This window comes from candidate division KSB1 bacterium, assembly GCA_034521575.1.
GTDB lineage: Bacteria > Zhuqueibacterota > Zhuqueibacteria > Residuimicrobiales > Krinioviventaceae > JAXHMJ01.
In genome coordinates this window covers 466264-492394 of record JAXHMJ010000003.1, presented here as the reverse complement: position 1 = coordinate 492394, position 26131 = coordinate 466264, and the positions used below count along the sequence as shown (strand labels likewise).

The following is a 26131-nucleotide window of genomic DNA, read 5'->3' as shown; positions in this document are numbered from 1 at the left end:
ATTCAGTTGCCTATTTTCATCATTTTCAATATGGCAAAAAAATCACTTTTATTTTCTCCCCGCGTTAAACGATATCACATATTCAGATCAACATAGTCATTTTTTATAAAATTTCAAAAATATTTATCATCATGTTGTATTTTTACTACAAACAGAATTAAATGTTCAAAAAAATAGCCCATGTATCGTCTGAAAAATTCATTGCAATTTAGCACAATAGTTTTAAGTTATAGGCAAACCGGGAGAAAAAAATGAACCCCATCAAAGCGCTGCAAACCACAGCCGTTCTCATCCGCCTGAACCACGGTAAAGAAAATATCAGCAAACTCCTCACATTGCTCTATCTTGCCGAACGAGAGGCGCTGTTACACTGGGGATTTCCCCTGTTGTTCGAGGATTTATATCTGACAAAACGCGGGCCGATTGTCGGCGGGATCAGTGACAGACTCAGCGCCGGCTGTCATGATGACTGGAATGAATACCTGAGAACGGATAACGAAGATGTAATCTTGATCAAAAATCCCGGTACCGACGAGTTGTCCATGGCTGAATGGTCGCTGCTGCGGCGGATTTATAAACAGCATGAAAACATGGATAGTCGCGCCATGATGCCGTTTATCCGTAATCTGCCGGAATATAAAACCATGCAGAGAGGCCGGGAAGCGATTGACTATGCTGAATTGTTGAACAAAAATCTGGACACTACAAAATACAATATCGACGCCATGTTGAAAAACATTGATGCTCTGAAAGCAGAGGATATCTATGAAACTTTTTTTAATTTTGAAAATTAAAATAAAATATATATTTTTAATCACATCTGAAAGAAATGAACAAACTTTCCGGTAAAAGCCAATGGTTATCAAAGATAAAATTAAAAAAGAGATAGACAATATTCCTGATGATCAATTGGAAGAATTGTATCACTATATCAAGGAGCATATACAGACGGAAAAAATTGCGGATCGAACGATTAAAACCTATCATCTCAAAGGCAAATTCGATGATATGGATATAAGAAAAGGGGCTTATGAGCAAAGTACTGATTGATACAAATATTTTCGTATACTCGATCGACAGAGATTCCAAATACTTTGATCAAGCCCAGTCTATTTTAAATAATCCGGATCTTGATTTATTCACCACCTCAAAAAACATCTCAGAATTGCTTTCAGTCATAACAAGATTGCCCAAAGCCGATTTAACTGTCTCCCAGGCATTGGAATTGGTTGCTGAATTTTCTCATTTTACTCATATCTTGTATCCCACCTCGCTTTCAAATCATATATTTTTTGAATTGCTTAAAAAATATCAACCGGTGGGTTTGAAAATTCATGATTTCGAAATCATGAGTATTAGTCTTGCAAATCGCATTTCACTCATCGCATCTATTAATAAAAGAGATTATCAAGATATCTCTGAAATACAATTGTACAAGATGTAATTCATCGAGTATATTATCAAAAAAGCGTTTCTATACGGCAGTTATTCACAAGATGAATCAACAAGCGACAGTGATATCGATGTCATGTTGGTGGGGAAAGCATTTAATCAGCAGCCTGGTCAACTATGGCGTTTGACAAGCGAATACAATTCTAAAATCGAGACCCGGTCGGTTTCGCTTTAAACAGGATGATATTTTCAAAGGGTCAGGCAGAGCAAGGTTGAGATCAGGAGCCGATCGGCTTGATCTTAAAATTAAATCCATAGATTCAACCTGATCGTTTATTCCGCCGTGAATCTGGCTTGCGTCCCGGAAAAGAAATCTATTTCCGGTTCGTTGACTTTTGCCGTTTAAGAATATCATCAAAAACAGCTTTTATATCATGCTTAAATTTTGAAGCATATTGATCCCGCAATGCCCGGGTTTCTTTTACAACAGGATCCTGCCACATGGACTAGTCCTCCCGGCAAATCAAGTGATTCATTGTAAAGAGCACTTTTACTCCACTCCAATAAAAACATCACAAAAATCCACGCATCCCGTTACCATTTAAACTCCGGCCACTCGCCTTGATCGGCCAGTTGAAAGGGTTCACATCCCTGCTCGTCAGCTATCATTTGCAGATGGGTCTTGAACTGATGATACTGCGAACTCGAACTATGAAGATTTTTTAAAAGCGCCGGCAGTTTTCTGAACCGCGCTTTACCGGGTTTGGCCTCGCTTAGGAATTCTCGTGTGCGCACGCTGATGAATGCGGTCAGATAGTCAGGATTCAGGTCGCCGGCTATAGAGATGAGGTCCACACATTTTTGTCCCACAGACGCGTCATAGGTGATCAACGCGTTTTCGGTTTCGTATTCCAAACGATAGATATCCGCCTGTTGTGCTTTTGTTGTCGGTATGTACCCGGCGGCCTTGCGTAAAAATCCCAACTGCACCAGAAAATACGGCCAAAGAATACGAACCCCCCGATAGGTTACGGTATCCTCTTCATCCATACCGAACTGTTTTTCCAAACGGTCGCCCTGACAGGCGTGCCGGATGTCATAGGCCAGGGCCAGGAGATAAAAAGCAACCGGTTCTCCCCAAATTGTTTCGTCGGCGCACGCATAGATCGTATCCCGGATATGATCCAGATCGAACGGGTCGCCCCAGAGCGTGATCCCGGTGCCATAGCGGGTCGGTTCTATAAAAATCATAATAATCCCTTTTATCGTGTGTGTTCAAATAGAATATATTTTAAAATTTTAATAAATGCAATACGTTTAAACCCTACAGAGGACAGTTGTAGCCTCAACAGGTTGCAGGATATCAAGGCAAAATGTTCCGAGTATTATAAATTTTCATCTAACCATACTGGTTGCCATTAGAAAACAGTTGACATTAATTGCAAGGCTTTGCTATATTGATAAAGAGATTTTATGGGTATTCTTATGGTTTACCAAATTGAGGGGAGATATCCTGATCATTATCCTCAAATTCCTTCTGAACATGCTGTAAAGAAATATTTATCAAATACCAGGGATCTGTTCCAATGGCTGATAGAGATATTATAATCCATTTGCAAAAATACCTGGATTATTTAATCCGGAACGGATATGACATTGAAAAAGCGTTTCTGTACGGCAGCTATTCACGCGGTGAATCAACAGCTGAAAGTGATATCGATGTCATGTTGGTGGGAAAAGCATTTGACCAGCGCAATGATCAGCAGCTTGGCAAACTCTGGCGTTTGACGAGCGAATACAATTCTCGAATTGAACCTTACCCAATCGGTTCGGAACGCTTTGAACATGATCATGGTTCTCCGCTCATCCAAAGGGTCAGGCAAAGCGGAATTGAGATCAGGAGCCGGGCGGTTTAAAAGTTCCAGTTAGGGCAGGAAAAGGGAGTAAAATATTATTGACTATCATAAAAGTTGCAAGGAGGGGTATATTTTATACCCCCTTAAATCTTTGATTATTTTTATCTTATAACATGTTAAAAGAGTATATACTCTTTTCCTCTCTCAACCGAAAACCCGATTTTCCATCATAAAAAAATTCGTTTCAAACCGGATCTTTTTATAACAGTGTCAGCAGATGCTCCTTTGTAAACATTTGCAAATCCGGGTTGCTTTCCAAAAAAGGTTCAACATCAGCAACGATTGTTCTCCAGTTGCGTTGTTGAATCGTTTGACGCAGAATGTTTTTCCAATTTTCCCGGGAGATTTTCGGACCTGCGTATTGGGTTTGTTTTAAAGCATGATTCAAATACTTAAAATTGGGATTTAAATCCCGCCAGCGCGATAACAAGAACATGACATCATAAAAATCACGGCCTTTGGTATAAGCACGCTGTAAAATTGCGTGCAATTTCCCGGATAAAAAACTGGAGAGATCATGATGTCGCAATCCAATGGGGAAATATGTATTGATCAAGCTTTGATCCACATTATAGCCGGACGGAGGTCGGGTATCACACTCAATTTTAACGGATAAATTTTCATCAGCATGCGCTGATAATCCCAATTCATATAGCAGATGTTTGAATTTGATCATTGCTGTAAAAACAATTGCATTTTCATCTCCCAATCTTGTAGAGACAGAGTATCCCTGATATTTTAGTCCCCGAACAAGTGAATCAATCATATTAGACAATTCAGGCTGCGCTTTGGACAAATCTGCATGAAAATCAAGATATTCTGAAAACCGGTTAACCTTGTGCAGAATACGCAGGGCTGTTCCGCCATGGAAAATCCAGCGCTGCAATATTTTTTGTTCAAACAGTTGTCTTAAAATCACATGCTGAATATACTCGCGCAGTAACAAACGCGCTTGCCCGCGATTTTGGGCTGATTGTATAATTTGTTTGGCTTGGTCTTTCATTGTTTTTTATTAACCAGTTTGAGTAATGCATGAACAGAACGCAACACTTTTTTACTCTGCATTCGATCCGCATAACCGAGCAATCTCTCTCTTTGAAAAAAGTCGGGCAGATCGAGCCGCAATTCTGTCCACCGGTTTTGTGTCCATTCGCCCGAATAAAAATAGCAAATATCAACGAGAGCGCGTTCAAGTGTGGCAATCAGAGCTGTTTGCTGGAGGCCTGGACCCAACTTTACTCGCTCATAGCCAAAAAAGCGTTCAGAGTGGGTGCTGAAATATTGAAACCGTCCGACTTGCGTATTCCAGACTTTTGTTTGGCGGGTGGTGACAGCCTGAATGGCCTGCACATGTTCCGGGATACACTGGTAATGTTGTAATGCAGAAAAAAGACTGATAAATGAAGGCCGATAGAGATAATTTGAAATATAAAATAAAGACGCCATCTCTTTTTGATATGGCACCGGAAGCATATATTTACCGCGACGCAACCTCAACAGTTTTCCATGAGCAACCCAACGGGACAATCGGGCCATGATTTGCTTTTCCGGTTCGTCAAATAACGTCACAAGCTCATGGCTCTCAAAAAATGGACGATGCATCAAACTATGTTGTAATTCTTCAAATTTCATTTGTATAATTTACCAAAAATGGTAAATTATGCAAATATTTTTTTAATTTCACTCATTCTATTCACTGTTTACGGATTTGCCTTGTACCGATAGTCCCAGATCGTCGACAGCATCGATGACCCGCCCGACTGCAATGTCCAGGGTTTCCTCCATGGCCGCATACACGGGATTGCGATAGTGGAAAACGGTTTCACCGTTTTCCTGTATTTCTCCATCAGTTCCGGCTTGGCAGACCAAGGCGAATGAACGGAATTTTGCTCTCCTCCTCAATATCCAGGCTTTTTGCTTGAGAATTTCGATCGTTCCGTCACCCGGCAGGGCGAATCGTATATGCGTTTTAAAGACGGTCCGATTTTCAAAAACGCAGAAAAACGTTTCCGCTTGTGCATCGCCTCAATTGAATGACCTGAATTCACTGCTGTAGCGGCCGCCGCGGCAGTGAATTGGCTTTATTCTTCTTCTGATTCACCTTTTTTTAATTTCAAAAACGGTTCCATTGGCAAACCTGGGATCAGGCAGAAAAGACATCAAATTGAGTCAAACAGGCTCTCTTGAAAAAAATCCCCCTGCATATATAACCACTCTGGCCGGCAAAAAAGTTTAAAATAGACATACAGCTCACAAGCGGATGCATACCGCCTGTGAGCTATAGTCCTGCTTAACGAACCAAAAGCATTCGCCGGGTCGTTTGCAAGGATTCGGTTTGCAACTGATAGAAATACAAGCCGCTGGGTTGATCATGCGCCCGCCACTGTATTCGATGAACACCTGCATCCTGACTCTGGTTCACCAGCTGATCCATCAAACGCCCGTTCATATTATAGATATTCAGCTTGACGTGCTGAGCCTGATCAAGCTGATATTCAATCGTTGTGACCGGATTGAACGGATTTGGATAATTTTGTGACAATTGTGTTTTCTCAGGAACCTGGATCACTTGCATATCCTGGTTGACGGTTTTATCCGCTTCCTGTAATCGGGTTACACCTGAACGATCCACTTTATAAATGCCGCCGCGTGTGTACACATTTTGGTACCAGGCAAACCGGCCGACAATATCCAGGTCCGCCTCCGGCGCCACAGCCACGTAAACCGGCAGTGAGTTGACGGACAAAACCGTATCGGTGCCGGTGACACGCACAAACGCTGGCGCTGTGGAATGGGAGATATCAAATGGTCCGCTGTCCGCAGCCAGAGCGATTCGATATCCCGTCGCATAAGGCGCAGCCCGCCAGGACAAGTGAATTTGATCTGTACCCACCTCCACCGTGAGCGGATTGGGAGCAATGCCCATGACTTGATCAAAAATAGACAGGGCTTTGTAATATTCACCGTTCATAATGGATTTCCAGCCCTGTTCAATAGAGGACTCGATCAACCATTTTTCCTGCGGTCGTTGTTCCGCAAAAATCCGGGCCATGTGCAAATGCTGAGCTGCGACCAAAGCCAGATCATCTTTGGGCGGCACATCTGCTTTAAAGCGCGCAATATGATCTCGCGTCATGGTTAAAAACGTAAAACGGTTATTCTGCGACAGGTCCAGATGAGTAGACCGGTTGAAATCATTCCAGGACTGCAGCAGCACCCAGGGCATAGGCATCGGCTGCTGATAGGCATGTATCTTTTCCCAGGTCTGGTGATACACCAGAGTATCCTGACGGTCGATCCATCGATCTGTGCCGTCAACCCAGGACCGATCATCAAAACCGGGCCAGGCAGCGCCTATGGCAAAATAAACGCCATGCGATCCTCTCGATTTGTTCATATTTTCATATTCAAAATCCAGATATTCATCGCCCCAGCGCTGTCCCTGTTCATGCCAATTTTTATTCATCGGCTGCGCCCAGGGATACAGCAAATCCATATGTCGAAATACATCCCAGTCATAGCCCTCATTCCAGGCCAACAGGGTATTCTCAGGCAGTACCCGATCCGCTACAGAATCAATTTCCGCCGCGGTATGCGCATCAGGTTCGTGAAACACAAAAAGCGGTGTAAAGTCATAGTCGTCGGCATCGTAATAAGCCGGATGACTCATAACGGAATCCGCAACAAACGTCAGCCTTTGCTGCAAATAATCTTGCGGATTATCGTGATACGCCAAAATGATATTGAACCGGAATCCCTGGGATTCATATCGGATATTGAGGTCATGGGCTTTATCCGAACAGTCCCATCAAACCGGCCGTCTCATAGTTTTCACTATAAAGGGTATCCTGAGGATGCCATTCCACCACAAAAGCGTCAATGCCGACATTCCAGGCCTGCAGAATATCATATTCCCATTGGCGCTGCCGGTGAGAATCAAACAATCCCCAGTAGCTGGTATCAGCGATTCCGCCGTTATAATCGATAGCCCAGTGTCGCAAGGTTGAATCATTTTCAGCATTTCCATACCAGGGTTCATACCAGGCAAACACCTTTCGCTCTTTACCGATGCCGGGATACCGGGTTCGCAGATCAAACGAGAGACCGAAATCGTAGTGATAGTGATAGTCGTTGTCCTGCAATTCAACATCTATGATTGCAGAGCCCGTTGTCAATTGATAGTTTTCAGGTACGCTGGACATATCAATCTCTACCTGATAATTTTTAGGGGCCAGGCGTTCAAACAGATACTTTCCATTTTGACCGGTCACCTGTTTGGCAATATAAGTTCCATTCTCATCCAAAAGACGAATGATCACACCCGGAATCGGTGGTTCGTTCGGGTCATGAACGCCATCCATATTTTGATCATGGTAAACAAAATCACCAATCGCATTCAAATACCGATAGAAACCAAAATCGGCAAGACTGTAATGATCACCCGGTTCAAGGCTTGCAGAGATCAGCATCGGGGATGTCAGCGTATGGTAATCGGGGGCGGTTGATGTGTCCACACGCACCGAATAGTCGCCATAGGGCAAATCAGTGAAAAGGTATCTGCCGTCCGGTCCTGAAAACATAGAATCCAGCGCTGTATCATCAGAATCAAGCAGGATGAGACGCACATGTTCAAAGCCGTACTCTCTTCTGCTGCCTATAGTTTCAGTCCCGTTTTGATCATAATCAAAGAACACATAATCACCAATAGAGACACGCGCCGGAAACAATCCAAAGTCGGCGTGGGGATAGGATTCTCCCGCAGTTAGTTCGTAAGAGACCTGCGTCGGCGTACTGGGTGAATGCTGCGCCGGAATGCTGCTGGTATCGAGTCTGACAGTAAAGCTGCCCGGCGGCAGATCATCGAACAAATAGGCGCCGTCGGCGTCGGTCAGGGCGCTGTCCAGCGGCTGGTCCTGATCATCGAACAAAATCAACCGAACAGTTTCAACACCCGGCTCATTGCTGTCCTGCACACCATCGCCGTTGATGTCCTGCCATACATAGTCGCCGATTTCCGCCCGCCTGGGACGATATCCGAAATCCGCGTCACGATAGTCTTCCCCGGCGCCCAGATTTACAGTCAGCGGTTCATTCGCGGTGGTCAGTTCCCAATCGGCAGGAAGCGTGGACTCGACGACATTGACCGTAAAAGTGCCGGGCATCAGAGTTTCGAACAAATAATTGCCGTTGGAATCGGTTGTCTGTGTGGCAATCACACTCCCGTCTTGTGACAATTCCAGTTCGATGCCGGACAATCCATTTTCGCTGTCAAACAATTGGTTGTTGTTCAGGTCGCCCCAAACGAGATCACCAATTGATGACGGCTCCGGTTGATAACCAAAATCCGCGCTGCGATAATTTTCTTCCGGCGACAGGTTTACAGCCAGCGGCTCGGTTGTTGTCAGATTATAATTTGCAGGCACGGTAGAGGCGTCAATCGCCACGCTATAGTCACCCCGGTCCAGATCGCTGAACAGATACCCGCCGGAACTGTTTGTTATAGTCTCGGCCAGGGTATCACCTGCGGCGGACAACAACAGCACTCTGACGTTTTCAATACCGGGTTCTCCCGCGTCCTGGTCGCCGGCGCCGTCATAATCCGCCCACACGTAATCACCAATCGATCCGGGAGCATAGACTTGCACATCCGCGGTGTCCTGATCATCTTCATCCGCATCATTATTATCCGGTGTTGAATCCGGGTCCCGAACGGCGCTGAGCGTCACCTGAGCCGTATTGCTGTATTCCCCGGCAGCGTCAGCCTGTACGACAAGGGTCAGGATTTTCGATTCAGCATCAGCCAGTTCACCAACCGACCATACGCCGGTATTTTCATCATAATCCGGAGATCCGGTCACCAAAGTAAGACCGGACGGCAATACATCGGTCACATTGACCTCGGACACATCGTCCGGGCCGTTATTGGTGATCGTGACCACAAAATCAAATTCCACGCCCTGCATGACCGAATCAGCGGAAACACTCTTGGTCAGACTGAGATCAGCCTCACCGGCCTGAAGTTCAGCCGAGTCCTGATCATCTTCAGCAGGATCACCATTATCCGGTGTGCTGTCCGCATCCTCCTGATCCTGTGCAGAGACCTCGGCCGTATTTTCAAACACCCCGGCGCGGTCCACACGTGCAGTGATATCAATGCCGGCTTGCGCACCGCCGGCCACGCTTCCCACCGTCCACTGATGGGTTGCCGCGTCATAATCCGCCGGACTGGCGCTGACAAACGAGAGGCCATCCGGTAATACATCCTTGACAACAACCTGAGTTGCGTTATCAGGGCCGGCGTTTGATACGGTGAGAGTAAACACAACCTGTCCGCCGACTGCAGGCGAAGCATTATCCACGCTTTTCTGCAGACTGAGATCCACCAATTCCCGAACCGTGATATCCGCCGTATCCTGATCGTCTTCATCAGGCGCGTTGTTATTCGGGGTAGAATCCACATCCGGTTCATCCGCTGCTGTCACCTCGGCGGTATTATCGAAATCGCCGACCGTATTTGGAACAGCCCGGATAGACAGCGTTTCCGTGGCGCCGCTGTTCAGGGAATCAAGACTCCAGATAGGCGCGCTCCAGTTTCCGGCCGAAGGTGTTACACGGTCCACGGTCAGGCCGGCGGGGATTGCATCTGTAATCTCGATATTGTTTGCGGTTTTGCGTCCGTTATTGACCAACGTCAAAGTATAGACCACGGTATCATTGGAAAAATATTGACTCTGATTGGCCGATTTGCTCAGGTCCAGGTCGATGGACACCGGATCAAGAGTGACCTGATCCTGATCATCCTCATCGGGATCATCGTTTCCCGGCTCGGAATCCGGGTCCAGCGGTTCAGCTGAACTCACCTGCGCTGTGTTTGTGATTTCGTCAGGCTCGTCGACCGTGGCGGTGATCGTCAGAGTATGGGTTGTTCCGACTGCGATATCACCCACAGACCAATCGCCGGTACTCTGATTATAACTGCCTTGCGAGGGTGTGGAAGAATCAAAAGACAGACCGGCAGGCAGCACATCATTGACCACCACATTAAAGGCAGGATCCGGTCCGGAATTTTCAAGCGTTAACGTAAAGGTAACCTGAGAACCGAGATACGGGGTTGCCTCGTCGACTGCTTTGGTCAGCTGCAGGTCCGCATATTTTACCGATGTGATATTGGAATCATCCTGATCATCTTCATCAGGATCGCCGTTACCCGGGGTGGAATCCGGGTCATACTCATCGCTCGCAGACACCTCGGCCGTATTTTCAATGGGCAAATCATATTCGTCATCCGCGCTAACCGTCAGGGTCAATGTGCCGGTGGCGCCGTTTGCAACCGTACCGACAGTCCAGATATCCGTGCTGCTGTTGTAACTTCCCTGGGTCGCACTTGAGGACACCAAAGTCAAACGACTGTCCAGAACATCAGTGACCTCGACATTATTTGCCGCATCCGGACCGTCATTCGTAATTGTAATCAGAAAATCAAATTCTTCCCCGGCACGAATACTGTCCACGCTGGTGGTTTTCTGCAAAGACAAATCCGCCGCATTGGGGACGTTGATTTCCACATTATCCTGGTCATCCTCACCGGGCAGATTATTATTCGGCGTAGAATCCGGATCATCCGTATCGGTAGCGGTTATTTCAGCGCTGTTGTTGATGGTTCCGGATCGGGTTACACGCGCCCGAATGACAATAGATTGGCTTTCACCGACATTCAGATTACCCACCTCCCACTCTCCGGTGCTCTCATCATAGTCGCCGCCGCTGTTATCTGAAACAAACGACAATCCGGTCGGCAGCTGATCGGTCACGATTATATTTTCCGCCGCATCCGGCCCGTCATTGGTCACCGTCAGCGTATATTCAATTTCGTCTCGCACATTGGGAGTTGTCTGATTGACCGTTTTCTCAAGAGAAAGATCAGCCTGAGGCGGCACGTCAAATGACACCGCATCCTGATCATCCTCTGCGGGATTGTCATTATTGACCTCCGAGTCGGGATCCGGCAGGGAAGCTGCTGTTATTTCCGCTGTATTCTCGGTGTTTCCGCTTGCCGTGACCTCGGTCTTGATCTGAATCTGTTTGCTTTCATCAATCGCCAGGTCACCCACTGTCCAGTCACCGGTGGTTTCATTGTAAGAGCCGTCGCCGTCCGAACTGATAAAGCTCAAATTAGCGGGCAGCTGATCACTCACCACAACACCGTCCACCGCAAGCGGGCCGCCGTTATTGTTCACGGTTAATGTAAAAGTCAGCGTGTCTCCAATTTCCGGAGAGGAAACATCCAACTGCTTGGACAGTTCCAGATCAGCCTCGCGGGAATAGGTATAGACAATCTGAACTCCCATATTGGCATCCGCAATGACCTCAGCGCTGACTTTGCCGGTGGTGCCGCTGACGTTATAATAGGCATCGGTATTTCCGTCCACAGAAACCGTGCCCGTGCCAATAAATTGAGCAAGGTCCGTTCCGGTATAGGTCTTTTCATAGCGATCCTGATTAAACTGAGAACTTCCAACCAAATCTTCATCAATTCGACCGGACCCCCCCGCATAATCCGTTGATCCGTCCCAGGCTTGATAAAATTGTTCCCCGGCTGTGGCCACAGATTGCAACTCTACCGGTGTTCCACCTTCGGGAAGAGTCGCGTCGACATTCAGGATGCCTTTGACGGTGACCGTAGCTTCCCGGTCTTCCAGATTTTCAACTTTGACTGTCTGAAGACTGGCGACATTGATCACGAGCTTTGCGCTCACCAGGCGTCCAAGCGACGAATCAAATTGATCCAGAACAACCGATTCGGTCCAGTCAGTCGTCATCCACCCTGTCGAGTCCTCGACCGTCTGTGTGGTGATCTGGGACCAGGCGGAGGCCGCAAAAACCAGAACCGTGAATATAATTATATTTATATATTTATTCATGATATCATCTCCTGTTTATTTCAATAAAGTCATCCGTCTCACGGCGGAAAAAGATCCGGCGTTTAACCGATAAATATAAACACCTGACGGATGTTCATCCGAATGCCAGGTCGCCTGATAGCTTCCGGCGGATTGATATTCGCGCACCAACGTTTCAACAAGCTGGCCGTTCAGGTTATAGATATTCAAGCTTACATCCGCTGCCTCGGCCAGGGTATAGCGGATTGTGGTGGATGGATTAAAGGGGTTTGGGAAATTGGATTCACAGGAAAAAGAGCCGGGCACCGTTTTAAATGCCTGGTTCTCAGAAGCGGGCACCGCGCCTTGTTTTTCTTGCGTGTGAACCTCAAATTCAACGATCTGCCGCCATCCTCCCTGGTGGTAATGCGGAAAGATCAAGCGCAACATCACATATTTTGCTTTTACATATTCCTGCAGCGGCGCCCACATCCGTTCAGTACCGTCGGATTTGAAAAACGTATTCAGAACTTTATGAAAATCGTCAGGGTCTGTTCCCGTATTGGAAACCCATACTTCAATCCGTTTTGTTTTCAAATAATGATAATTATTATCGTCATTGCCGTTATCCGTGGTTAATGCCACATAATTAAACTGATAACGGGCATGATCAGCAAATTCAAAAATAGCCCAGGCTGTATCGGACGGTTTATCCGAACCCTGCGCCCAGACCGTTGCATCCCAGCCTGTGTAATCGCCGTCTACAGCATTTGACCAGTCCAGTTGCTGTTCCCCCTTTTTAAAAGTGGGAGAACCGGAAACAAAAACGAGGTGATTGTCATGATGCACCGGGGACGGCGGAATGATGTCGTCATTATTCTTATTGAGGGTTACCGCGATGATATCTGCATCTGAAAATTGATTCCGGTACCAGCCATAATGGGTGTACGCATCAAGCGCTGTATCCGCAGGCGCCACAGCAATATAATAGACATTTCCCGCTTCCAGACCTTTTAGGCGCGCTTTCGTCGTGTACCGGGTCTGCACGTCCGGCCATTCACGTGAATTGATTTGAAAATCAGTGGAATCTTTTGAATAAAAAATATGATAGGCATTGGCAGCCGCTGCAGCATCCCACTCGAGTTCGATAAACGTATCCGCACTTTCCAGCACGTGCACCTTTGAAGGCGCCAGACCCAGCGCCTGATCAAGAATACTGACGGCTTCTTGATAATCCTGAACAAAATAATTCGCCATGGCACGCGTTGCTGCAAAATCAAGCTGCCAGGATATTTCAGGATGCTGAATTGCTTTGATTCTAACTTGCCGTAATTTTGACGGCACCAGCAATCCCAGGTCCGAAGAAACGCGTCGTTCTTCATCACCTTTGAACAGGCGGCTGTAACGCTGTGTCATTCTCTCAAATTTGTATCGATTTTCATGTGTGGTGACAATGTCCGTCTTGTCTGAGAAAACATTCCAGGACTGAATCAGCGTCCATGCCATAGGCAATTGTTCAAAAATATTTTTATGATTACTGTAGGCCAAAACCTTTTCCCATGTCTTTTGATAGACCAGAGTGTCCTGAGCATCAATAAATCGGGGCTGACTCTTTGATCCATTATTATATCCCGGCCAAACCGCACCAATGGAAAACAAAATATCTGCATTGTCCGGCATACGGTTCATATTGTTATATTCAAAATTTAGGTATTGGTCTCCCCAGAGCAAACCGGATTCTGTATCGTACTCCCGATTCATGGGCTGAACCCAGGGATACAGAAGGTCAAAATCTTCAAATACCGAGAGATTATAGCCCTCGTTCCAGCCCAAATAAACAAAATCCGGGAGCAATCGATCCGCAAGCCGGGAGATTTTCTTCGGCTCCAGCATTGTTTGCTCATTATGAAAAACAAACAACGGTGCAAACGAATTGTCGCCTCTGCCCCAATAAGCGGGATGTTGGAGAACAGAATCAGCCAGGAACTGAAAATTCTCTTCCCAGGTTCCAACCGAATTTTCATGCTGCACGGCTATGATCTCAAACCGAAAACCGGATTCCCGGTAGCGTTCATTCATTTCATGTGCGGTATGCAAAAGGGCCAGCAAACGCTGTGAGGATGGATTGGATGGGTTGTCGGTCTGGCCGTACCATTCTACCACAAACCCGTCAATACCCGACGCCCAGGCAAGCAGGATATCGTATTCATAGCGTGTGGATGTATAGGAATTCCCGTAAAACACATCCTGATGCTCATAATCCTGTTTTACAAGCGGTGAAGGTTGCAGTGAGTTTTCGTACCAGGCCAGAACTTTTCGCTGCCCGCCCTGCATATACTTTGCAGCAGGACTCCAGAATCCAAAATCCGCAAGCACATAATTTTGATATTTTTTCAATTCAACAGCCATAGAATCATCGGTTGTCATGCTGAAATACCCCGGAACCGAATTGAGGTCGACTGCGATCGTATAGGAACCGTGCGGTATATTCTTAAACGTATATTTGCCTTGCTGATCCGTCACTGTTTTTGCGATGCGTTCACCCTTTTCATTTAGGAGATATACAATCATATCCGAGATGCCGGGCTCTCCCTCATCCACAGTCCCATTCCGGTTTAAATCATACCAGACCAGATCGCCGATACTTCCATGGAAATAATGAAATCCGTAATCGAGATCAAGACGGACAGTTCCGGGCGGCGTTTGCAAAAATCCACCGGGAATCGTTCCACTGGTGAGTTCATACCCTTGAGGAATGGTTGTTGTGTCCAGAACAATCTGAACCAGCGTATCCTCGATATTGGTAAACAGGTAATACCCCTGTTCATCCGTGACGACCGTGTCAATCACACCCGTCCCGTTTTCCAGGAACAAGCGCACATTCTCAATACCGGGTTCATTCGCATCCTGAACGCCATCCCGGTCAAGATCACGCCAGACATAATCGCCAAGTTTTGAATACGCCTTTGCCACCGGAAAATCGGCTTCAAGATAACTCGCACCGGGATCAAGATCAACAAAAACAGTATCTGAAATCAGTGACTCGTAATCCTCGGGCAGGCTGGTTCGATCCAGTACAATCACATAGTCTCCCCAATGCAAATCCGAAAACATAAAAGCGCCCGAAGCATCGGTGACCCGGGTATCCAAAAGATTGCCCGCGTTATCATAAAGCCAAATTCGTACATTGTCAACACCGGATTCACCGCTATCCTGATCCCCTTGACGGTCATCATCAAACCAGACATAATCACCGATCTGACCGAGCTGATATAACGTAACCTGAACCTCATCCTGATCGTCCTCGCCGGACTCGTTATTATCGGGCTCGGAATCCGGATCGGGAAGATCAGAGGCAGAGACCTGTGCAATATTGGTAACGGTTGCGCCTCCTGTATTCACGACCGTGCGAATATTCAGTTCTTTGCTCTCTCCTGTCGTTAGAGAATCCACAGTCCAGATACCTGAAACCGGATCATAACCGGTCTGGATGGGGGCGACCGCTGTCAACGGTACGGGCAGCGGATCGCTCACCTCTACACCTGTAGCGAGGGTGGGTCCGTCATTGGTCACCGTAATTCTGAAATCCACGCTATCGCCAACCGCCGGATAATTGGCAGATACGGTTTTCTGCAGAGAAAGATCCGACTCTTTGACATAATAATAGGTCACGCAAAGCTGAACCGTGCCGTTGGTAATGATATTCATGTCTGCATTCCCGCCCCCGCCGTACACACTGAAAGAAGTTTGTTCGCAGGTTTTGGTCGGGTACGTTCCTGAACCCGCAAATTGAAAATCAACCAGATCCTGGCCGCTGTAAACTTTTTCAGTTTCGTTCGTATTGGCGGGACCGCCGCTGCCGACAAGACCATCGATCTGATATCCGGAGGGGCCTGCGTAATCCGTAATTCCATCATAAGCATCCAGATAGATCGTGTCAATTTCCACCTTTGTCTGCATCAGTGCGGTGACATTCAAAGGCAGACCGGAGCTCACATCACTGAAAATATCCAGCGCCACCTCTGACTCTCCGGCAGCGGTATTTTCAACTTTAAATGTGTGTTCCACATCCATTTTGAGATGCATACGCACGTTTTCGAGACGCCCCAGCGCGGGATCAAATCGTTGTACATCAATCACATTGCCGGTGTCGCCTTTACAGTCAATATCTTCTATCTCAAGGTCATAACAATATTTGACACTGTCCAGAGTTTGAGCGTTCAGACTCAAACCCGTCAAAAGCGCCATCAGCGCAAGTAATCCAACTGTTTTCATAATCAATAAACTCCCATAAATAATAAATACAAGAAAGTACAGAGCCGGTATAACAATAATGAGCTAAAAATATTCCTTGGTTGAAAATATGATACTGCAAACTCGAATAATGAGTGATATCGATGTGATGTGAGCGGGAAAGGCATTTGATCGGCGCAATGATCAGCAACCTGGCAAACTCTGGCGGTTGACGAGTGAATACAATGCTCAAATCGAGACGTGGTCGGTTTCGCTTTGAACATGACAAAGGGTTCCCCGGTAATCCATAGGGCCAGGCAGAGCAAAATTGAGATCAGGAGCCGGGCGGCTTGAACGATCTAAAAAATGAATCAACAAATTCAACCCGATCGTTTTTTTCGCCTTGAATCCGGCTTGCGACCGGGCAAAGAAATCTGTTTTCGGTCTGATAATTTTTGCCGTTTAAGAATATCATCAAAAACAGCATCTGTATCATGTTCAAATTTTAAAGCATGTTGATCCCGTAATTCTCGCTTTGTAAATGATGATACTTCCCCACTGATCCATAGGGACACAGGCATACGGAATTGAAATCACTCCGAGCAAGGCGGCTTGAGCAGAACAACATTAATTATCATCAATTCAAATTAAAAAAATTAGCCGCTATTTCACTCCAACCTTGTTTGCCCATTGTTCCCAGGCAATATTCATTTCCTTGACAATTTCCGGATGTTCCGCGGCTAAATCATCCATTTCTGATCGATCGCTTTCTATGTCATACAACTCCCATTCTTTGCCGGATTCAGCGACCAATTTCCACTTTCCGTGACGAACAGCCTTGTTTTCTTCATGTTCCCAGAACAAATAGGAATGGGGTTCCCTGACTTTGCCTCTTAAAACGGGCAGTAAAGACTTTCCTCGTAGTGGTTGTACAGTATTCCCATTATTATTGGACGGATATTCTACTCCTGCAATATCAATCAAGGTTGCCATGATATCAATAATATGACCGGGTTGATGGGTCATCTTACCGCCCTTTGGAATCATTTGGGGCCAACGCACAATCAGTGGTGTGGCAATACCGCCTTCATGAACCCAATGTTTATGCAGCCTGAATGGCGTATTGGAGGCGTTTGACCATGATCTCCCATAACTCTGATAGGATTCTTCACCGCCAGGCAACACACCGTTTTCCCAAAAATCATGTCCAAGCGGTCCATACTCGGAGCAAGCGCCATTATCAGAAAGAAAAAGTACAATTGTATTATCCAGACGACCTTGTTCCTGGAGCGTTTGGAGTATCTTTCCGACCCCCTGATCCATACGGTCAATTTGAGCCGCATATATGGCCATTTTTAAATCCATTAATTCGTGATCTGGAACATTTTCCCAATCTATTGCACCCTCATCTTTTGGAGACAAGCCCCATTCTTTGCGGATGATACCCAGTTCGACCATTTTTTGATAACGTTTTTTTCTCAAAGCATCCCATCCCTCCATATACTTGCCTTTATATTTCTCTATATCCTCGGGCAAAGCATGTAGAGGCCAATGCGGTGCTGTATATGCAACATATTGAAAAAAGGGTTTATCGCTATTCTCTTTCAACATCTCTATTGCATTTTCAGTAATAGCATCGGTCATGTAAAAGTTCTCAGTCGGGAGTGGAATTTCTTCGTTATCCCGTGCCATTGTTCGTATCGGTTGATGATTTTTAGTGCGGGTAACGTTGTAATAGTTTGCCGCACCACTGATCAGTCCCCAATACCGGTCAAAACCGCGATCAACCGGCCAGACAGGTCTAAATTCACCAACGTGCCATTTTCCTGACATAAGTGTGGTGTATCCGACAGGTTTCAATGCTTCAGCCAGAGTTACGCATTCATTATTTAAATATCCCTGATAAGCACCTGTATAGCTCTCATCCGGTTTTCGAACGACCATACCGCCCATTCCGACTTGATGAGGATATAATCCTGTCAACAGAGAGGCACGGGTCGGGCAACATCTCGCTGCATTATAAAATTGTGTGAATCTCAAGCCCTCCCGAGCCAGTCGGTCAATATGAGGTGTCTTTATCTCAGATCCGTAGCACCCCAGGTCAGAAAACCCCATATCATCAGCCATAATCAGCAGTATATTGGGTTTTGAAATTTTCTTTTGACAACTTGTCAACCAGGCACCTGCTGCAGCCATACCAAACAAGGATGTTGTTGACTGGATAAACCTTCTTCTTGAAATAGACATAAAACACCTCTCATTGTCGTTAAAAAAATCAGCAATCATTCATCTTGATGTTTCAGCCACACGATGGCAAAATTTTTAATCAAGGGAAACAATTAACATACTGTCATTTTTTGAAACTGTTCTTCAAGACAAAAACAAATCCTCCATTCTCTCCAACCGGAATTTCCGGTATATCGGTTGTTTTTATCCTTATGGGACTAACCTGCATCGTTTTAGAGTGTTCAGACTCGTCATGATACAACGTACTTTTATACTCACCGGGATTTATAAAGTCCAGAGACATTTTTATCGTCTTTTCACTGCCGCTATTAATTGCAGCAAAATACCAATCATCCTTGTGTCTTCTTGCAAGACAAACAAAGTCACCAGGATAACCATCAATATAATGAACATCATCCCAGTCGCTGGAGACCTTTTGAAGGAAATCGTTCCATTGTGACTGTTGATAAACATCCGGTTTGTCCGGGAAATGCTGCCATCCGGACTGAAAAATAACGGAAAGAGCCAGTTCATGGGCTTGTGTGGTTTTTCTGGATTCAGCTGAAAAGGTGACAGGCGTGAAATCCATAGGGCCAACCACATTCCGGGTAAAGGGCAGGATTGTATTTTGTTCAGGACTTTTATCTTTATAAGAAGGTTTAAACAAATATCTTTCCGCACCATTGACGGCTTCCATTGTCATTAAATTGGGATACGTTCTGGACCAGCCACGGGGCAGCGTACAGCCGTGGAAATTAACCATTAATTGAAATTCTGCTGCATCCTTTAAAATATCGAGATAATATTTGATAATCTCCTGCTTGTCACTCACAAAAAAATCAACCTTAATTCCCTTGACGCCGATTTTATTCAGCCATTGCATTTCTTCCCGACGAATGGATTGCTGCCAGAGTCGATGCATGGGACTGTGATGTGAACCACTTTGGGGACCTCCCGAGTTGTACCAGAGAATGATATCCACATTTCGGGTTTTTGCATAATTTACGAGGTCGATGATTTGATTTTCACCCAACTCGGGCCAACCGGCATCAATGAGCGAATATTCCCAATTCATATCCGCCGCCAGATCAATAAACTTTTTATAATAATTATAATTCACCGAGTTCGGTCTGGTGGACCACCAGCTCCAGGACACCCTGCCGGGACGTACCCAGCTGTAATCATCTTTCTGTGCAGGCGGATTTACATGTGTAATCAACGTAGATTCTACAATATCCTCGAGTGAATCGCCGACAATAAAGACGCGCCACGGTGAATACCAGCAAAGATCACATTCCGGAAACGCATTACCATAATTGTTCCCATCATCAGGTTCGGGAAATACAAAACGATATTCCCCTGTTTTATTACCGGTTTTAAAATGAAAAGCACATTGCGTTTCGTCAAGGCCTGCCTCGGTAACAAGCATCCAGTGTCTGTCACCCTCAATGGAATATAAAGCAGGAAAAGCCCAGCCCACACCTGTCGGAGAGGTTTGGCTTAAATTTTTGAGATGATAGAAACTCTCTTCATAGGAAGGTGTATTTTTACCCGGTTTTTGATAGGGCTGTAAAAATCCTGTACTGTTTTTATTCACGCAAAATGTGGTTAAATCCTGATTAAGGGTGAGTTGTTTCTGGCTGCCTAAAAAACCATATCTGAATGCCAATCCGTCATTATACACTCTAAACATGATATTATATTGTTGTTTTTTTTGATCCTGCATGGATAAAACCATTTCATTCGCTTTATAGCGAACAGATTTCTGCTTTCCATGAACCAGTCTATATTCATCCTGAATAGCGACTATCGACACATTGCTTATAATCAGATCTCGACCGATCATTCGATCTTCTAGTCCCATACTTAATTTTGACCAGTCCAGAATCGTGCTGTTTTGGCATGTAAGACAATAGTATAGATACTCATCAGCATCCTTCTTTACAATCAAGCGCAATCGATCATCCGGAGAACTCGCTTCCCATTCAGATGCGTTCAAACAAGAAACGCAAATAATCAAAAAAAACATCAAACCGCTATAAAGCGTATAACTTTTCATAAATATTATTCCTTTATTTTTACATCTACTGAATTTCAACAATCAGTGGATTTGACAACTGTTCACACACCTGTTTTAAATACGTTTCAAATTCAGTTTTTGTTTGAAAGCCATCTTGATCCTGTTCCCAGGCCGCAAGAAAGCCGTATTGCAGCTGGCCCTTTTCCGGTTTTAGCACAACAACATGGTTGTGCTCATCGGTATCAAACTTTAAAAATTGATTGTTCGGAAAAACAACCGCCATTCCAAGATGATCATGGGATAAACTTTGTTGACCAAAAGTGAACAAATACCCCCACTCGCCGGATGAATCTTGTTGTACCATACTCGCATTTTCATGTTTCACCAGACCGGTGCATAGATTTACGGGATTGCCCTGAATATCAACCTGATGCCATGTCATCCGACTGCCGGCAGAAATAGAAAGATTTGATTTCACATCAAATTCATCCTGATCAATCTGCCATCCATAATAGCAGGTCTGAATTCTCGAATAAATCGGGCCATCTTCCTGAATGATGCAAATCACACTATCAGTTTCAGACAATCGTTCTGCCCGGTTATGATGCCACATACCCAGAGAACCGATACCCAGGGATTCACCCACCTTGAGAATATCCATGCCCCAGTCAGACATTTCATGATAGGAGTCAAATCCATCCTGCCCCACCTGATCAAGCACCATATTCGTTGTTTTCTTGCCAAAAATGTCAATGGCATTCCGCCAATCCAGATAGAACCGGTATCCGACAAGATCTGACTCCCAGCCGGGGCCTTCATAACGAATGTAAAAAGAATGATCGGTGTGCTGCGCCGGAACTCGAAGGGAATCGATAGAATGGAATGATCCGCCTATATATTTGTTGTCTTTAAAATAACCGCCTTTTTTTACAGAGAGTTCAGCATAAGAACGTGTCAGATAATCAGGTTCTTTTTTTGTGTCACTTGAAAAACGAATCGTATATGTTTTTTGTGCTTTTGGTGACAATTGGACCATAAATTGAATTTGATCTTTTTTGCCATTTCCTTTTGAATCTACAGCCTGAGACGGCACTTTATTAAAAGTACCACCCTGTTCAGCCAATACCACAAATGAAAAAGGATTGAATTGTGAATTAATTTCCTGAATATCGGAAACAGAGATTACTACAGGCTCTTCAAAACGATTCAGTTCCGCAGGATTGCTCACCATCACTTTAAAAGCAAATGGGTACATACGAGTTAGAATGCTGTCCTGTTTTGCACATCCTGCACAAAAACACATTATCCCCAGGCTCATCAACATCCCTATATTTTTTGACCATTTCATAAAATGGAACCTTTCTTGAAATATGAAACGTAAAATAAAAGCATCACAATTTTCACTAGATATGCCCTGTTGTTTAATATTTTATCAGGAACAGAATTCAATCTCCATATATTTATATACGAGTGCCTTTTTAATCCAATCCTTCATAGCCATGCTTTTGCAGGTATTCTTTTAAATAGTCGGCATAATATGGATAGGTATCAAAATTTGCCTGGGATTCAACAAACCGTGGATCCGATGTGGACTTTAAATAGGATTCAAGTTTTTGTTTGAGTTTTTTGAGGACCGGAGCGAATTCTGGTTTCGCAGCAAGATTATTCACCTGATCTTTATCGGTATCACAATCATACAATTCCACAGGCGGACGTTTGGCAAAGCAGAGTTGATAGTATCGAGACAATTCAGGATCGTTCTTGTGATCAATAAGAAATGATTTCGTCGGGCTGTTGTCACAATCCGAGTGACTATTCATCGGATGCGTCGCGCCTGTGGGAACACCGGCCGGCCATCGTTCGGGCTCCAGGTTAAGGATTAGCAACCATTTGTCCGTGCGAAGTGCTCGCGCCGGGTAACCTTCCATGGAAGGCATTTTCTGGGCTGGCGTGTGACGTTCCCGACCAAAGACGATAAAGTCACGTTCTTTATCGCTGCTTTCAGATTCAAGTATTGGAAGCAGAGATTTACCGGTCATTTGTTCCGGGACCTCAACTCCTGCAGCTTCAAGAAACGTGGGGGCAAAATCGGTAAACGATGCAAAATCAGCAACTTTGCGACCGGATTTAATTCGATCACCCCATCGAAATGCCAGGGGTACGCGTGTGCCATAATCATAAAGATTGGCTTTGCAGCGTGGAAAGGGCATACCATGATCACCCGTCATAACAACAATAGTATTATCCAATGCACCCGATTTTTCTAAAAGTCTAATGGCTTTACCGACATCTTTATCCCATCTCTGGACTTCATAATAATAATCTGCAATATCACTGCGAATTTTTTCATGGTCGGGATAAAATTCTGGTACATGCACATGATTGATATGGATGCCGCTTTTTTGACCACTACCTTTCTCATAAGGGCGATGCGGATCGCTGGTGCCGAACCAAAAACAGAAGGGCTTGTTTTTATCGCGATGGGTCATAAAATCTTCAAATGAACTCTCAGGGCCACAGGGATATTCTGTATAACCTCCTTTGCTGAAATCACCGGGTCCCCAGCCTTTTCGCCAGCGCCCGATTTCATATCCATGGTCACGTAATAGAAACATAAAGTTTGGTAAATTAACATCAAGGGTGCTGCGTAGGCTTGCTCCTTCTTTGAGGCGATAGAATTGTTGCCCCGTGAGTATCGCGTTTCGCGAAGGTGTACATGAAGGACTTGAAACAAAAGCATTTTCAAACAGCACGCCTTCTTCTGCTATACGGTCAAAGACAGGTGTTTTGACAACATTGTCACCACAGGCACCCGCGTGAGGCCAACCCCAATCATCAGCGAGGCAAAACAATATATTCGGCCTGGATAATTTTCTATCTATAGTCGATGATTGACAAAAGGTTCCCATAAATGAAGCAGCGCCCGCAACCGTTGCGAATTTCATGAATTGACGGCGGTTAAGGTTGATTGTATTAGATTTCATCATTTTCTTTTCCTTTATTATTTATTTTCATGAAAATTGGCTTTAGTTGTATGATTGACTTTGACTTTGGGGAAATATGTTTTTGAATAGTCAACTTTTCTTTTCTTGCCCTCGATAAAAAAAGATTGTTTTAAGCGGATATCTTCCGATGAGCTCCCAATCATGAATTCAAATTCACCCGGCTCAATCACATAAGCATGATTGATATCATAAAAGGCAAGCATTTCAACAGGGATTGAAATGGACAAAGTGACTTCTTCCCCTGGTTCCAGAGTTACGCGCTTGAACGCTTTTAATTCTTTGACAGGTCTGGCAATACTTGCAATTTTGTCCTTCAAATAAACCTGCATCACTTCATCTCCCCTATATTTTCCGGTATTTTTCAGTTTGAACTGACATGTTAAAGGTTTTGAAGCGTCTATATTTTTTGACATTATCAAATTGCTGTAATTAAAGGTTGTGTAACTCAAACCATGCCCGAATACATAGAGTGGTGATTTTTGGGTTTCAACATAGTCATGTTTTGGTTTACGAAAGCGCAGATGATTGTAATGCACCGGTAATTGTCCTGCTGTCCGAGGAAAGGTTACAGTCAGCTTTCCACCCGGATTGTAATCGCCAAAAAGTACATCTGCAACCGCATTGCCGCCCTCCTCGCCCGGGCCCCATGCTTCGATGATGGCATCGGCATGCTCTGCAATCCATTCAATAGCCAGGGGACGTCCGTTGAGCAATACCACCACAAGGGGAGTCCCGGTTTTATGGATGTACTCGACGAATTTCTGCTGAATACCCGGCAGTCCCAATCGAGCACGATCCACTTCCTCCCCGACACTGGCTTTCATATCAGCCACTTCCTGAACGGTTTCATCAGTGACAGCAGTCTCGCCCACCACAATTATCGCTACATCTGACTGCTGCGCCGCTTGAAAAGCCGCCTCAAAATCTGCCCGTGACGAATCCAAACTGTTGCAGCCTTTTTCAAAATAAATCTCAGCGTTATTTTTTATCTTCTTACGAATCCCGGCCAACACGGTCGGCATCGGCGTTTCAGGATTGTTGTATTTCATGGCAAACAACGCATTTCTGCTGTCGGCATTGGGTCCCAGCACGGCAATTGATTGCAGATTTTCAATATTCAATGGTAGGGTGGCGTTCCTGTTTTTTAACAGAACCATACTTTCCCTGGCTGCCCGAAGCGCCAATTGCCGATGCTGCGTTTGGCTTTCCGCCACTTGTTTCTTTGCTTTTACAGGATCTATATTCAAAGACCTGTCAAAAAGTCCCAATTTGAATTTCATCCGCAACAGATTTCCGGCAGCACGATTGACATCCACGTCACTCACCTTGCCCGAATTAACATCTCGAATAAAGGATTGACCAAAAGCCGGTTCCCCTTCCCAACTGCCCACCATATCCACATCAATACCTGCTTCCAGAGCAAGTTTACCTGCTTCTTGAACCGAAGACGCTAAATTAAACACACTGAAAATACGTTCCACATCTGAATAATCCGAGATCATAACACCATTGAATCCAAACTCCCCGCGTAAAATATCCGTCAAAAGGGCTGAATTACAATGACAGGGGATGCCATTGATCTCATTATGTGCAGCCATAAAGGAGCCGGCGTCGGCAAATGCAGCAGCACGAAAAGGGGGTAAAAATACTTCCCTTAATGCTTTGTCAGACATGTCAACTCCGCCATGATTGATTCCCCCTTTAGGAACACTATTCGCAGCATAATGCTTGGGTGTTGCCATAATTGTGTGGTGATGATCAAAAGAGGGCGCCTGGTATCCACGGATTTGATGATATGCCATCACAGAAGCCAGCACAGGATCTTCACCCAAAGTCTCTCCAATCCGCCCCCATCTCGGATCCCGTGCGATACCCAGAATCGGCGCATAATTCCAGTATACACCAACGGCGCTGCATTCATAAGCTGTTGCTTTTGCCGTCTCAAACAACAGTTCAGGTCGCCAGGTGCAAGCCATGGCAATTCCACCGGGAAAGACAGAGGCGCCATACATATCCGCATATCCATAGCAGGCATTTTGTCCAAAAAGAACCGGGATACCCAGACGCGAATCAAAGGCAATTTTTTGAATTTTTGATATCACACTGGCTTGATCCTGAGGTGTTAACTGACATGGCACTCTCAGGAAAGATCCGATACCTTGGCGATCGACCAACTCTATGGCCTTTTCCTTTGAGAACATGCAGGACTCGTTCATTAAATCAAGCTGCCACAATTGCTGCATTTGTCCGACTTTTTCAGCAAGGGTCATCCGGGAAAGCAGATCATTCACCCGTTTCTCGATTGTGGCGCTTGGATCCTCATATTCATCTATTACACCATTCTGATTCCGGTCAATAGCCTTAGAGTTCGTATTCGCAGAGCTGTCTGCAGATATCATTGCAAACAGACAGCATACGAGTATAATAAAATCAAAGTATTTCAAAACCGTCATAACCACT

The 26131-nt window shown here is 45.2% G+C and carries 16 protein-coding genes; 4 read left to right on the top strand and 12 right to left on the bottom strand.

The window, feature by feature from the left end:
* Positions 1 to 251: 251 nt before the first annotated feature.
* The 3 genes from U5R06_10630 (at position 252) to U5R06_10620 (ending at position 1444) form a co-directional block, all read left to right on the top strand.
* Entirely contained in the window at positions 252 to 794 is a 543-nt protein-coding gene (locus U5R06_10630; GenBank protein ID MDZ7723235.1) for a hypothetical protein, read from the top strand.
* 61 nt (positions 795 to 855) lie between these two features.
* Positions 856 to 1050, top strand: coding sequence for a hypothetical protein (locus tag U5R06_10625; protein MDZ7723234.1), 195 nt, complete (start codon positions 856 to 858; stop codon positions 1048 to 1050).
* Positions 1031 to 1444, top strand: coding sequence for a type II toxin-antitoxin system VapC family toxin (locus U5R06_10620; protein ID MDZ7723233.1), 414 nt, complete (start codon positions 1031 to 1033; stop codon positions 1442 to 1444). Before U5R06_10625 ends, U5R06_10620 begins: the two co-directional genes overlap by 20 nt.
* A gap of 542 nt (positions 1445 to 1986) precedes the next feature.
* Here the strand turns inward: U5R06_10620 and U5R06_10615 are convergent.
* Positions 1987 to 2643: a hypothetical protein gene (locus U5R06_10615; GenBank protein ID MDZ7723232.1), complete on the bottom strand. Its 657-nt coding sequence runs from the start codon at positions 2641 to 2643 to the stop codon at positions 1987 to 1989.
* Between the two features lie 335 nt (positions 2644 to 2978).
* On the opposite strand from U5R06_10615, the gene U5R06_10610 reads away from it, so the two are divergent.
* Positions 2979 to 3308 carry a nucleotidyltransferase domain-containing protein gene (locus tag U5R06_10610; GenBank protein ID MDZ7723231.1) on the top strand — a complete coding sequence of 110 codons (330 nt, stop codon included), beginning with the start codon at positions 2979 to 2981 and terminating at the stop codon, positions 3306 to 3308.
* 199 nt (positions 3309 to 3507) lie between these two features.
* On the opposite strand, the gene U5R06_10605 is transcribed toward U5R06_10610, so the two are convergent.
* The 11 genes from U5R06_10605 to U5R06_10555 all read right to left on the bottom strand — a co-directional run bounded on the left by U5R06_10605 (position 3508) and on the right by U5R06_10555 (position 26124).
* Positions 3508 to 4311 carry a nucleotidyl transferase AbiEii/AbiGii toxin family protein gene (locus tag U5R06_10605; GenBank protein MDZ7723230.1) on the bottom strand — a complete coding sequence of 268 codons (804 nt, stop codon included), beginning with the start codon at positions 4309 to 4311 and terminating at the stop codon, positions 3508 to 3510.
* Positions 4308 to 4877 carry a hypothetical protein gene (locus U5R06_10600; GenBank protein MDZ7723229.1) on the bottom strand — a complete coding sequence of 190 codons (570 nt, stop codon included), beginning with the start codon at positions 4875 to 4877 and terminating at the stop codon, positions 4308 to 4310. Before U5R06_10600 ends, U5R06_10605 begins: the two co-directional genes overlap by 4 nt.
* Positions 4878 to 4997: 120 nt before the next feature.
* Positions 4998 to 5177 carry a hypothetical protein gene (locus U5R06_10595; protein ID MDZ7723228.1) on the bottom strand — a complete coding sequence of 60 codons (180 nt, stop codon included), beginning with the start codon at positions 5175 to 5177 and terminating at the stop codon, positions 4998 to 5000.
* A 421-nt stretch (positions 5178 to 5598) separates the two neighbouring features.
* Positions 5599 to 6978 carry a T9SS type A sorting domain-containing protein gene (locus U5R06_10590; GenBank protein ID MDZ7723227.1) on the bottom strand — a complete coding sequence of 460 codons (1380 nt, stop codon included), beginning with the start codon at positions 6976 to 6978 and terminating at the stop codon, positions 5599 to 5601.
* 121 nt (positions 6979 to 7099) lie between these two features.
* Positions 7100 to 12229, bottom strand: coding sequence for an SdrD B-like domain-containing protein (locus U5R06_10585; protein ID MDZ7723226.1), 5130 nt, complete (start codon positions 12227 to 12229; stop codon positions 7100 to 7102).
* Between the two features lie 15 nt (positions 12230 to 12244).
* Complete coding sequence (locus U5R06_10580; protein ID MDZ7723225.1) at positions 12245 to 16462, bottom strand: SdrD B-like domain-containing protein; 4218 nt, start codon at positions 16460 to 16462, stop codon at positions 12245 to 12247.
* Positions 16463 to 17083: 621 nt separating this feature from the next.
* The gene (locus U5R06_10575; GenBank protein MDZ7723224.1) at positions 17084 to 18667 is read right to left on the bottom strand and encodes an arylsulfatase; all 1584 of its coding nucleotides are present in this window, start codon (positions 18665 to 18667) and stop codon (positions 17084 to 17086) included.
* A 103-nt stretch (positions 18668 to 18770) separates the two neighbouring features.
* Positions 18771 to 20705 (bottom strand): glycoside hydrolase family 97 catalytic domain-containing protein, encoded by a 1935-nt coding sequence (locus U5R06_10570; protein MDZ7723223.1) that lies wholly within the window; start codon positions 20703 to 20705, stop codon positions 18771 to 18773.
* A gap of 25 nt (positions 20706 to 20730) precedes the next feature.
* Positions 20731 to 22014 (bottom strand): DUF4861 domain-containing protein, encoded by a 1284-nt coding sequence (locus tag U5R06_10565; protein MDZ7723222.1) that lies wholly within the window; start codon positions 22012 to 22014, stop codon positions 20731 to 20733.
* 130 nt (positions 22015 to 22144) lie between these two features.
* Positions 22145 to 23653, bottom strand: coding sequence for a sulfatase-like hydrolase/transferase (locus U5R06_10560; protein ID MDZ7723221.1), 1509 nt, complete (start codon positions 23651 to 23653; stop codon positions 22145 to 22147).
* 14 nt (positions 23654 to 23667) lie between these two features.
* Entirely contained in the window at positions 23668 to 26124 is a 2457-nt protein-coding gene (locus tag U5R06_10555) for a glycoside hydrolase family 3 N-terminal domain-containing protein (protein MDZ7723220.1), read from the bottom strand.
* Positions 26125 to 26131 lie beyond the last annotated feature (7 nt).